The organism is Pseudomonas sp. P7758, from assembly GCF_013386485.1.
In the GTDB taxonomy this organism is placed as follows: domain Bacteria; phylum Pseudomonadota; class Gammaproteobacteria; order Pseudomonadales; family Pseudomonadaceae; genus Aquipseudomonas.
On sequence record NZ_JACARS010000116.1, the window covers coordinates 1 to 10,581 of the forward strand.

11 protein-coding genes are annotated in these 10,581 nt (G+C 62.7%); 3 read left to right on the forward strand and 8 right to left on the reverse strand.

The features are described 5' to 3' along the window. Window positions 1–40: 40 nt before the first annotated feature. A complete protein-coding gene (locus HX873_RS23495; protein ID WP_087692536.1) occupies window positions 41–1,381 on the reverse strand; it encodes a sorbosone dehydrogenase family protein in 1,341 nt (446 codons plus the stop codon). A gap of 185 nt (window positions 1,382–1,566) precedes the next feature. Between HX873_RS23495 and HX873_RS23500 the strand changes: the two genes are divergently transcribed. Further along, complete coding sequence (locus HX873_RS23500; RefSeq protein WP_177123282.1) at window positions 1,567–2,154, forward strand: Sbal_3080 family lipoprotein; 588 nt, start codon at window positions 1,567–1,569, stop codon at window positions 2,152–2,154. 244 nt (window positions 2,155–2,398) lie between these two features. Here the strand turns inward: HX873_RS23500 and HX873_RS23505 are convergent, their stop codons facing one another. From HX873_RS23505 to HX873_RS23525, 5 genes are all read right to left on the reverse strand, one after another. Then, window positions 2,399–3,364: a pyridoxamine 5'-phosphate oxidase family protein gene (locus HX873_RS23505; RefSeq protein WP_102605959.1), complete on the reverse strand. Its 966-nt coding sequence runs from the start codon at window positions 3,362–3,364 to the stop codon at window positions 2,399–2,401. 2 nt (window positions 3,365–3,366) lie between these two features. Beyond that, window positions 3,367–4,266 carry a LysR family transcriptional regulator gene (locus HX873_RS23510; RefSeq protein WP_177067916.1) on the reverse strand — a complete coding sequence of 300 codons (900 nt, stop codon included), beginning with the start codon at window positions 4,264–4,266 and terminating at the stop codon, window positions 3,367–3,369. Next, window positions 4,266–5,183 (reverse strand): LysR family transcriptional regulator, encoded by a 918-nt coding sequence (locus HX873_RS23515; protein WP_003208270.1) that lies wholly within the window; start codon window positions 5,181–5,183, stop codon window positions 4,266–4,268. Before HX873_RS23515 ends, HX873_RS23510 begins: the two co-directional genes overlap by 1 nt. A 166-nt stretch (window positions 5,184–5,349) precedes the next feature. Then, the gene (locus HX873_RS23520; RefSeq protein WP_087692541.1) at window positions 5,350–5,970 is read right to left on the reverse strand and encodes a glutathione S-transferase family protein; all 621 of its coding nucleotides are present in this window, start codon (window positions 5,968–5,970) and stop codon (window positions 5,350–5,352) included. Between the two features lie 125 nt (window positions 5,971–6,095). Further along, on the reverse strand, window positions 6,096–6,968 hold the full coding sequence (locus HX873_RS23525; protein WP_177123283.1) for a LysR family transcriptional regulator: 873 nt from the start codon (window positions 6,966–6,968) through the stop codon (window positions 6,096–6,098). 191 nt (window positions 6,969–7,159) lie between these two features. Between HX873_RS23525 and HX873_RS23530 the strand changes: the two genes are divergently transcribed. Both HX873_RS23530 and HX873_RS23535 read left to right on the forward strand, forming a co-directional pair. After that, a complete protein-coding gene (locus tag HX873_RS23530; RefSeq protein WP_177123284.1) occupies window positions 7,160–7,933 on the forward strand; it encodes a glucose 1-dehydrogenase in 774 nt (257 codons plus the stop codon). 13 nt (window positions 7,934–7,946) lie between these two features. Further along, a complete protein-coding gene (locus tag HX873_RS23535; RefSeq protein ID WP_177123285.1) occupies window positions 7,947–8,993 on the forward strand; it encodes an L-idonate 5-dehydrogenase in 1,047 nt (348 codons plus the stop codon). Window positions 8,994–9,054: 61 nt separating this feature from the next. Here the strand turns inward: HX873_RS23535 and fetB are convergent, their stop codons facing one another. Beyond that, window positions 9,055–9,849, reverse strand: a complete 795-nt coding sequence (gene fetB / locus HX873_RS23540) for an iron export ABC transporter permease subunit FetB (RefSeq protein ID WP_177070331.1) — start codon at window positions 9,847–9,849, stop codon at window positions 9,055–9,057. Next, complete coding sequence (locus HX873_RS23545) at window positions 9,846–10,523, reverse strand: ATP-binding cassette domain-containing protein (protein WP_177123286.1); 678 nt, start codon at window positions 10,521–10,523, stop codon at window positions 9,846–9,848. The genes fetB and HX873_RS23545 overlap by 4 nt, the downstream gene beginning before the upstream one ends. Between the last annotated feature and the right edge of the window lie 58 nt (window positions 10,524–10,581).

Here is a 10,581-nt window from a genome sequence, read left to right on the forward strand (position 1 = left end):
GCTCCTACAGTGGACCGTGAGCCGCTGTAAGAGCAAAACCCTAAGGCCTTACCCGTGCCACCCGCCATACCTTGTTCCCCACATCATCCGCCACCAGCAACGCGCCCTGGCCGTCCAACGCTACACCCACCGGACGCCCCTGAGCCTCTCCATCACCATTTAAAAACCCAGTCAGGAAATCAACAGGCACACCCGACGGCTTTCCGTCCCGGAACGGAATAAACACCACCTTGTACCCCGCCTGCGGATTACGGTTCCAGGACCCATGCTCCCCCACAAATACCCCATCGGCAAACACCGCTGGCATCCCCCGCGCATCGGAAAACGTCAGGCCCAACGGCGCAACGTGAGTCCCCAGCGCATAGTCCGGTGCAATCGCCTGGGCGACCTTGTCCGGACGCGGCGGCTGCACCCGGCTGTCAACGTGAGCCCCGTAATAACTCCACGGCCAACCGTAGAACGCGCCGTCCCGCACCGACGTCAGGTAATCCGGCACCAGATCGCTGCCGATCTCGTCGCGCTCGTTGACCACCGTCCACAACTGCGTAGAGCCGGGTTTCCACGCCAGCCCATTGGGATTGCGCAACCCACTGGCGAACAGACGCTTCTGCCCACTGGCAAGATCCAACTCCCAGATCGCAGCACGCCCTTCCTCGGCGTCAAGCCCATTCTCACCCACATTGCTGTTGGACCCGACGGTCACATAAAGCTTGGTACCCTCAGGATTGGCCAGGACGTTTTTGGTCCAGTGATGATTGATCCCGGCCGGCAGATCAGTGACCTTCACCGGCACGGCATCGATGTGAGTCTGGCCCCGAACATAAGGCACCTTGACCACCGCATCGGCATTGCCGATATACAACTCATCCCCCACCAACGCCATGCCAAACGGCGACGTCAGCCCACCGAGAAACTCACTCTTCACCTCGGCACGCCCATCACCGTCGGCGTCCCGCAGCAGCGTGATCCGGTCGGCGCTCGGCGTATCGGCACCGACCCGCCCCATCACAAACCCCATCGCGGTACGACGCGCCCAGGCGAGCAAACCCGTGCCGCCGTCCGTGGCACCTTCAGGCATGGGCGGATGGTTACTCTCGGCTACCAGCACGTCGCCATTGGGCAAGGTGTACACCCAGCGCGGATGGTCAAGGTCCGCGGCCAACGCCGTTACCGTGAACCCATCGGGCGCCGTTGGCTGGGCATTACCGGGCCAGCCGACAGCCTTGGAAACCTTGAGTGTCGGGATCAGTGATGCAGTGGGTTCGGGCAGTTGCGGGCTTGGCCCCACACCGGCCTGAAACGGCAGTTTGGAGGAATCACCACAGGCGCTGAGGGCAGCCGTGGCGGTGATCAGCAGCGCAAGGCGGCTTGGTGCATTCATTGGGAAACCTCGGGACAGCCCTTTATTGGGCAGGCAAAAACCGCTGCAGTATTGCGCCCGCAGGCCGCACCAAACACAGGGTACAGCGCAATTCAGATTTGCCGCAGAGGCACGAATAGTCCTTACGAGATAAGGAGGGAAAGCAGTGCTATCATCCAGCCACTATTGATGACATGGAGGCCGCTATGCGCATACCGCTCGCTCCGATACTGATCGCTATGACCCTCACCATCACGGGTTGCAGCATCAAGCAAACCGTCGCCCCGGCCACCCTGTCCAACGATCAGCCACCGGAAATTTGCCTGATTCCTGCCGAAGGCCTGCGTGCCGGATTCAATACCACCTACACGGCACAGCTGAGGAGCAAAGGTTTCCAGACACGCGAGGTGGCAGCCGGCAGTCCACCCTCCGTATGCACGCTGTCGACGACCTACATTGGCAAGTGGGCATGGGACATGGCGCTGTACATGTACTACGCCGATATCCGTGTGTATGAACAGGGCCGTCAGGTCGGCCAGGCGGAATACGACGCGTCGTGGGGCGGTGGTCGCCTCGACAAGTTTATCGATGCGCAGAACAAAATCATCGAGCTGACCGATCAACTCTTTCCCAATCCGGTATACCGGGCAAGCACACCAACAGCGGCCAGTTCCAATGCACCACCCGCACTCGACAAAGCAGCCTACAAGAAGAAAAAGCTTGAGCAGTTGATGCAGGAAAGCACGTCTTACGACGATTACCAGAAACGTTATCGCGAGATCCTCGCGGAATAAATTATCGCCATGAATCAATGCAATCGAGTCAAGGAGCAGACATGCTGAATGCAGTAATGGCTGGAAAGAGGCGTGGCACCGGCCTGGAAAACCAGAAGCAGGCGCTGGGCCTGGCACGGCCTGCGTACCCATCCGATGTGACAAACTCGACAGACCTATCGGCCGGCCTCGCTAGGCCCGCCTATACACTCCCCCTCGTGCGGCTGAGTTAAAGCTCAACTGCGCGAGGGGTGCAGCCCCCCACTCAGGCTTTCCAAGGCCCCAACGCCAGGCTGTAGGGAGAAAACCCCTCGAACTGCCAACGCAGCGCCAGCGCCGCATCCCTTCGGACCACGTGTTCCACGGTCACCTTCCACAACCGCTCAGCCCCCTCGAACGTGGCCACTTCATCTCCTTCAAGAATCACCTCGGCCCGCCCGGCCACCTGCAACACATCACCCGTAGCAAAATCCACAAACAGCAAGCCCGCAACCGGGTTGACCTGCACATTGCCCAAGGTGTTGAAAAACGAGTTGCCGGTAAAATCGGGAATCGTCAGCACCTCTCCCTCCAACCGCACAAACCCACTGTTGCCGCCTCGGTGTGAAACGTCCACCGAACGCTTGGCCGCATCTCCTTCCAGGTCCACATAGCTGGCGACGAAAAACGTATCAGCGCTGCGAATCAGCGCCCGGTCAGCGTCATCGAGCGAGTTCGCGCGCCGCACAATACCTCCCGCAGCGCGCTGCCCCCGGGCCCCCGGATCCACCGCACGCAACTGGATGTACTTCGGGCAATTTCCAAACGTGTGCACCACCGCCACGGTAAATCCGTCGACGCCGGCAGCCCCAATAACCCCATTCATGCGATTACGCCGCCGCGTATTCAGGTCAATGCCCAACAGCCCGACCGACGCGCCTTGTTTCAGCCCGCTCCCGGCGGGGTCACTCTCCGCAGGCAGGCTGTCGATACGCAAGCTGTAGGGGTCCGGCGAATACGCAAACCCCGGCGTGCCCTCCAGCAGCGTGGCCCAGGGCAGCCCCTGCTCATCCACGGCCCCCACGACCAGATAGGGCAACAACTCATAAAAAGCCCGATGCTGCTCCGGCAAGTGATCCCGTATCACCTTCGCGCCGATCACCTCCATGCGCTCGGCCACGCCGGCACTTTGCTGCAACTGCCGCTCGCCGGCATGCCATGGCGAAACGGGGGACGCGTCCTGGTGATTCATGATCAAGCCCTCGGTGAATGAAACGCCGGATGTTCACGCAATGCCGCCACGCTGAAATCGACAAAACTGCGCACCCGCATCGAAGCGTTGCGCCCTTCGCGGTAGACCACATGCACCGGCAGCGGCGGCGGTTCATGGGCCTGCAATACTCGACACAGTTGCCCGCTCGCCAGGTGCTCGTGCACCGGGTAGCTCAAGCACCGGATCAACCCTGCGCCCTGCACCGCCGCATTGATCGCGCCCTGCACCGTGGTGCAACCGAGACGCGCCCGGGCCTTGATGCTGGCGCCCTGGAAATCCCACTGCACCCAATTCGAATACGCCTGGCTGGCGACCAGCCGATGCTCCTTGAGCGCCTCCGGTTGCATCGGTTCGCCATGGCTTTGCAGATAGCCGGGGCTGGCGCAGACGATGTTGCGCACATGGCCCACGGGCCGGGCAATCAGGGATGAACCGGGCAGTTCCCCCACCAGGACTGCCACGTCCAGGCCGTCTTCATTCAGGTTCGGATAATGATCGTGGTAATGGGCAAACAGGCGGACTCCGGGATAGCGCTCCAGGTAGCCGGCCAACAGCGGCGCCATCACATAACGGCTGAACAGCAACGGAAAAAACACCCGCAGGTTTCCCTCGGCCTGCGCGTGCGCACCCTGGGCAGATGCTTCGGCGGCGCTCACGCCGTCAAGGATCCGCGAACAGTCGGCCATGAACGTCGCCCCGGCTTCGGTGAGGCGAATGCCCCGGGTGCTGCGCTGTACCAATGGCACCCGCAAGCGCGTCTCCAGCCGGTCAATCGCGCGGATCACAGTGGGCCCCGAGATGCCCAGGCAACGGGCAGCCGCGGACAGGCTCGGCTGCCGGGACAGCGCCTGGAAGATCTGCATGTCGCGATAACGGTCCATCAGGCCGGCCGCTGCATCGATGGGTTGAGCGCAGCATCCTGCCCCAGCCGGCTGACCAGAAAATCCACGAACGTGTTGACCTTCGCCGGTACCCGGGCGTTGTTCTGGAACACCACATGGATCGGCAAGGCCGGCGGTTCGAAGTCTTGCAGGATGATCTCCAGTGCGCCTGCACGCACATCGCTGGCCACCTGATAAGACAACACCCGTGTGACGCCCCAGCCCAGGCGCGCGAGGTTGATCGCCGCGTTGTTGGCGGTGACTACCAGGCGCGGCTCAACGGCCACGCTCAACGGCTGGCCGCCTTCCCTGAACTGCCATTCGCTGACCAACTGGCTGGAAGACGACGTGACAATCTTCGCCTCACGCAGTTGCCCGGGGTGCAGTGGCCGGTGCCGCTCAAGGTAAGCCGGCGCCGCGCACACTACGCGACGCACCTCGCCGACCTTGATCGCCTGCTGGCCGGGTTCCTGCAAATGCCCGATGCGCACGGCCACATCGACGCCTTCATCGGTCATGTTGACCACACGGTCCACCAGCAAGGCGTTGATGCTGACCTGGGCAAACAGGTCCAGGTACTCCCCCAGGATTGGCGCGACGAACAACTCGCCGAACAACACCGGCGCGGTGACCGTCAGGTGCCCCCACGGGATCGAGAAGCTGCCTGCTGCCGCTTCTTCGGCCTCAGTCAACTCCGCGAGGATGCGCCGGCAATCGTCCAGGTAACGCTGGCCGGCCTCGCTCAGGTGCAGGCTGCGGGTGGTGCGCGAAAGCAACTGGGTGCCAATACGCGCCTCCATCGCGGCAATCGCGCGGGTCACGCTGGGGGGCGAGATATTCAGGCGCCGGGCCGCCGCGGCAAAGCCCTGTTCTTCGGCGACGGCGAGGAAAATCTGCATTTCCTGGAAACGGTCCATGAGTCCCCTTAATCGAATGGAGTACACCAGCCCAGTGGCTTCGCAGCTGTGGTGGCGAGGGAGCTTGCTCCCGCCGGGCTGCGTAGCGGCCCCAAAATCCTGGGAGCGCTGCGCACTGGCGCGCCAGCCCGGTCCAGCGGGAGCAAGCTCCCTCGCCACAAAATCTTCAAACCTTCGCCAGGCCCACAGCGGTGCGTTGCATACCCACAAACCCCTGCAGCGCCTCGATACTGCCCAGCCAGGCGCGAACCTGCGGATAGTCGTCCAGCGCGACATTCCCCTCCGGCGCATGGGCGATGTAGGTGTAGTGCGCGATATCGGCAATTGTCGGCAGGTCACCGGTGAGAAAACGGCTCTGCTCCAACTGGTGCTCTACCACTTTGAGGAATGCGTGGGAGCGGCTGATGGTCGCCTCGGCATCCAGCGCGGCACCGAACACAGTGATCAATCGCGCCGCAGCCGGCCCGGTGTGCAGTGGTCCTGCCGCAGCCGAGAGCCAACGCTGCACACGGGCCTGGGCCAAAGGCTCGGTCGGCAGCCACTGGGCGGTGCCATATTGGCCGGCGAGGTACACCAGGATCGCGTTGGAGTCTGCCAGCACCACGCCGTTATCATCGATCACCGGCACCTGGCCGAAGCTGTTGAGGGTGGCCAGGAACTCAGGGGTTTTGTGCGCGCCTTGCTTCAGATCGACGTGCACCCGCTCAGCGGGCACGCCCAGCAGCGACAGCATCAACTCAACCCGGTGGGAATGGCCAGACAAGGGGTAACGGTACAGTTTGATCATGACGGGCTCCGCGATGTGCCAGGGACTCGACCCGGTGATCGGGTCGATGACGCTTATGTTCCACCGCTACGGCACGCAGCAGAATAGCCAGTTTTTACAATCCAGCATTTCGCCGGATGAAACAATCAATCACCAAACAACTCGTCGATCAGGTTGAACAGGGTGGTTTTCACCGGGCTGTCGAGCTCGGTCCACGCCAGGCCGGTCCTGGCCCGGAACGCCCCCAACGCCAGGTGCCTGGACACGCAATTGGCCGGCAGCGCCCGGGCCGCCTGCAGCGGTAACACACCCACACCCAGCCCGGCCGAGACCAGCGCCAGCATGGTGGTGAACTCGCCGAGTTCGGAGGCGATCTCCAGCGGCACGCCCATCGCCTGCACGAATTCATCGTAGAAACCCGGTGCATAACGCCGGGCCAGGATGAACACCGGCACCTTGAGCAAGTCCGCCGGCTGAATGGTTTCCTGGGTTGCCAACGGATGCTCGCCGGGCAAGGCGACCACGAAGCTTTCCTGCAGCACCTCAAGGGTCTGCACGCCGGGATAGGCCGCCGGCAAACGCATCAGGCCGAAATCCAGCTGGCCGTTTTTCAACGCAGCCGCCTGATCCGGGCCGGGCATGTCCTTGAGCTCCAGTTCAATTCGCGGGTAGCGCTGGTGCACCGCACGAATCAACCCGGGCAGCAATTGCGGCAATACCGACGAGACAAACCCCAGGCGCACCCGGCCGATCTCCCCGCGGTTCGAAGCCCGGGCGGCATCGGCGGCGCGGGCAGCCTGGTGCAGGGTGGCGAGGGCTTCCGGCAGAAACACCCGCCCGGCTTCCGTCAGTGTGACCGAGTGCCGGTTGCGGTCGAGCAGGCGCACGCCCAGGCCGCTTTCGAGCAGTTTGATCTGCATGCTCAGCGCCGGTTGAACGATCGACAGCTGCGCGGCCGCCCGGCCGAAATGCAGTTCCTGGGCGAGCACGACAAAGGCACGCAGGTGCTTGAGTTCCATCAGGTTGGCTCCGGTTATCACGGTTATTGATCACCCCATCACAAATGAAAATTGGACGCCGGGCCCGGGCTGCGCTGAAGTAAGGCCCGTGATGCACGATATGACAGGGTTTGACGTATAACAATGAGAGCGGCGCCCCGCACTCGGATTGATAGTGTTGATCACCTGTCTCAGTCTTCGGAGATCGCCCCATGCAGCGTGTTTTAGACAGTTTCCGCCTCGATGGCCGCCTGGCCTTGATCACCGGCTCCAGCGCTGGCATCGGCCTGGCCATCGCCCGTGGCCTGGCCCAGGCTGGCGCACGGGTAGTGCTCAACGGGCGCAACCGCAGCACCTTGCGTGACAGTGCCGCGTTGCTGGCGGCGGAAGGCCTGGAGGTGCACACCCAGGCGTTCGATGTCACCGACGGCGCGGCGGTGTTGGCCGCCATGGCGGAGATCGAAGAGCGCCTGGGCCCGCTGGACATCCTCGTCAACAACGCGGGCATGCAACGTCGCGGGCCGCTGGAGGACTACAGCGAAACCCACTGGCGCGAGTTGATGAGCACCAACCTGGACAGCGCCTTTCTGGTCGGCCAGGCCGTGGCCCGGGCGATGATCCCGCGCAAGCGGGGGCGCATCATCAATATCTGCTCGGTGCAAAGCGAACTGGGGCGCCCGGGCATCGCCCCGTATGCCGCCAGCAAAGGCGCGCTGAAAATGCTCACCAAAGGCATGGCCATCGACTGGGGCCCCCACGGGCTGACGGTCAATGGCATCGGCCCCGGCTATTTCAAGACCGAACTGAACGCCAACCTGGTGGCCAACCCCGAATTCAGCGACTGGCTGGTGCAGCGCACACCGAGCCGGCGCTGGGGTGACGTCGCCGAACTGGCGGGCGCTGCGGTATTCCTTGCCAGCGACGCGGCAAGCTTCGTCAACGGTCATATCCTGTACGTGGACGGTGGCATCACCGCCTCGCTGTAACCTGGAGAATTTCATGCACGCGATTGTCTGCCATGCCTCGAAAGACCTGCGGGTAGAACCGCAAACCAAACCCCAGGCACTGACGCCCGACCAACTGCGGGTGCGCATTGCCCGAGGCGGGATCTGCGGCTCGGACCTGCATTACTACCAGCACGGCGGCTTCGGCACCGTGCGGTTGCGCGAGCCGATGGTGCTCGGCCACGAAGTGTCGGCGGTGATCGAGGCGGTGGGCCGTGAAGACGGGCCGTTCAAGATTGGCCAACGCTTGTCGGTCTCGCCGTCGCGGCCTTGCGGGGGTTGCCGTTATTGCCATCAAGGGCTGCCGAACCATTGCCTGAACATGCGTTTCTACGGCAGCGCGATGCCCTTTCCTCACGTGCAGGGTGCGTTTCAACAAAGCCTGGTGATCGAAACGCACCAGGCGCACCCGCTGGCCGATCATGTGAGCCTTGCCGAGGGTGCAATGGCTGAACCGTTGTCTGTGGGTTTGCATGCCATCCAGCGTGCCGGGGTGGTGTTCGGCAAACGGGTATTGGTCACCGGGTGCGGGCCCATCGGCAACCTGTTGATCGGCAGCCTGCGGGCAGCGGGCGCGGGGGAAATTGTTGCGGTGGACCTGGCTGCCGGGCCCTTGGCCTGCGCCGAAAAAATGGGCGCCAGCCGTACTCATAACCTGGCGGAAGACGCCGACGCGTTGAAGCGGTATACCGCCGAAAAAGGCTACTTCGACGTGATGTTCGAAGTCTCCGGCAGCGCCCAGGCCCTGCGCAACGGCCTGGAGTGCATGGCCCCGCGCAGCGTGCTGGTGACGGTCGGTCTGGGTGGCGAGGTCTCGCTGCCGTTGAATATGCTGGTGAGCAGGGAGATCGACTTGCGGGGCACCTTCCGCTTCCATTCGGAGTTTGCCCAGGCGGTGGATTTGCTCAATCGCCAGGTGATTGATGTGCGTCCGGTGATCTCCCACACCGTGCTGTTCAGCGAGGCGGTGCAGGCGTTTGAACTGGCGGCGGACAAGAGCCAGGCGATGAAGGTGTTGCTGGATTTTGGTGTGGGTGATTGAACCGGATCTCGACAGCTCCCACAGGGTTGCGGTGCATTTTGGGGATCCGATAGCGCCTGCGCTACACCCGCTCTTCGAGCCTGAACCGCAGGAAACGATGGCTGGCTGAAAACAGTCGACGGTAGGTCAGCAACACCGCACCTACCGTGCCCAACGCCGACGACGCAGCGATCAAAAACATAATCACAATCTGATAACGTACCGCGTCCACCGGACTTTCCCCGGCCAGCACCTGGCCAGTCATCATCCCCGGCAAGCTCACAATCCCCACCACTGTCATCTGGTTCAACGTCGGAATCATCCCGGCCCGCACAGCCTGGCGAATCGCATCCTGCGCCGCCTCCCAGCGTGAACCACCGAGGGCCAGAATCATCTCGATGGTATTGCGGCCGGAGGTCAGCTCCTGAGTCATACGCTCAATCCCCAGAGACACCCCGGTAAGCGTATTACCCAGAATCATCCCAAGGATCGGAATCGCATACTGCGGCTCGTACCACGGGTGAATCCGGATAATCGCGAACAGGCCAACAGCCGTCACCAACCAGGAACTGCCCCACACCGACACAATGCTGTCGGCCCGCTGCCCCGCATAGGTCCGCTTCCCACGCCCGGCAGCCGAGAGCCCGGCGATCAGAGTCATCAGGCACATCAGCGGCAGCACCACATACCAGTAGGCAAATTCAAAGACCCAGCCCAGCAGGTAACCGATCGCCAACAACTGCACCACCGTGCGCACAGCCGCCCAGAACAGCTGACGCTCCAGCCCCAGCCGCAACAACAGCGACAGCGCACCGTTGATCAGGATCAGCGAGGAGGCGATGGCCATGTCCAGTGCCGTGAGGTCGTGATAATTCATGGCTGCACGGCCCCCGTCAGCACGCCGGCGTCCATATGCAAATAGGTGGTGCTCATGCGTTGCGCCTGCTCAAGGTCGTGGGACACCCAGATATAGGCGTGAGCGCTATCCGCTTCGGCCCAGGCACTGATCAACGCCTCGACCTCCCCGGACGAGGCCGGGTCAAGAGCGGCGGTAGGTTCGTCCAGCAACAACACATCGGGATTGAGTTGCAGGGTACGGATCAGTGACACCACCTGGGACTCACCACCGGATAAATCCCCGGCATTTTTTGCCAGAAAGCCCGACTCCTTGCCCGCGTGGGCCAGCAGCGCCTTGACCGCCTGCGGGTCGAAACTCAGGTGATGCAAGGCCTTGAGGCTGTAGGGGAAACGCAAGTTGTCTTCCACCGTGCCTTCGATCAGCGCCGGGCGTTGGGAGAGGTAGCTGATGCGGCTGCGATACTGCGGGACTTGCGCGTTGGCGATGACCTGCCCGTTCCAGAGGATATCCCCTGAGGTCGGCGCGTCGAGCAAGGCGAGTGCCCGAAGGAATACACTTTTGCCGGAGCCGGACGAGCCGGTGATGGAGATGCGGTCGGCGCGGTGCAACTGGAAGTTCGTGGGCTGCAGCAGTTGCAGCTGGCGGCGCTCGTCCATCCGCGTGAGCGCCCGGGTTTCGACTAATACGCTCATGGCGTTGATGATCCTTGTTCCTGATTCAGACGCAAATGGTAAGACAGGGCACGTCCCC

Coding starts and splice junctions, on each gene's coding strand:
- HX873_RS23500 (WP_177123282.1), top strand. CDS start 1,567: ATGCGCATACCGCTCGCTCCGATACTGATCGCTATGACCCTCACCATC.
- HX873_RS23535 (WP_177123285.1), top strand. CDS start 7,947: ATGCACGCGATTGTCTGCCATGCCTCGAAAGACCTGCGGGTAGAACCG.
- HX873_RS23515 (WP_003208270.1), bottom strand. CDS start 5,183: ATGGACCGTTTCCAGGAAATGCAGATTTTCCTCGCCGTCGCCGAAGAA.
- HX873_RS23520 (WP_087692541.1), bottom strand. CDS start 5,970: ATGATCAAACTGTACCGTTACCCCTTGTCTGGCCATTCCCACCGGGTT.
- HX873_RS23505 (WP_102605959.1), bottom strand. CDS start 3,364: ATGAATCACCAGGACGCGTCCCCCGTTTCGCCATGGCATGCCGGCGAG.
- fetB (WP_177070331.1), bottom strand. CDS start 9,849: ATGAATTATCACGACCTCACGGCACTGGACATGGCCATCGCCTCCTCG.
- HX873_RS23530 (WP_177123284.1), top strand. CDS start 7,160: ATGCAGCGTGTTTTAGACAGTTTCCGCCTCGATGGCCGCCTGGCCTTG.
- HX873_RS23525 (WP_177123283.1), bottom strand. CDS start 6,968: ATGGAACTCAAGCACCTGCGTGCCTTTGTCGTGCTCGCCCAGGAACTG.
- HX873_RS23495 (WP_087692536.1), bottom strand. CDS start 1,381: ATGAATGCACCAAGCCGCCTTGCGCTGCTGATCACCGCCACGGCTGCC.
- HX873_RS23545 (WP_177123286.1), bottom strand. CDS start 10,523: ATGAGCGTATTAGTCGAAACCCGGGCGCTCACGCGGATGGACGAGCGC.
- HX873_RS23510 (WP_177067916.1), bottom strand. CDS start 4,266: ATGGACCGTTATCGCGACATGCAGATCTTCCAGGCGCTGTCCCGGCAG.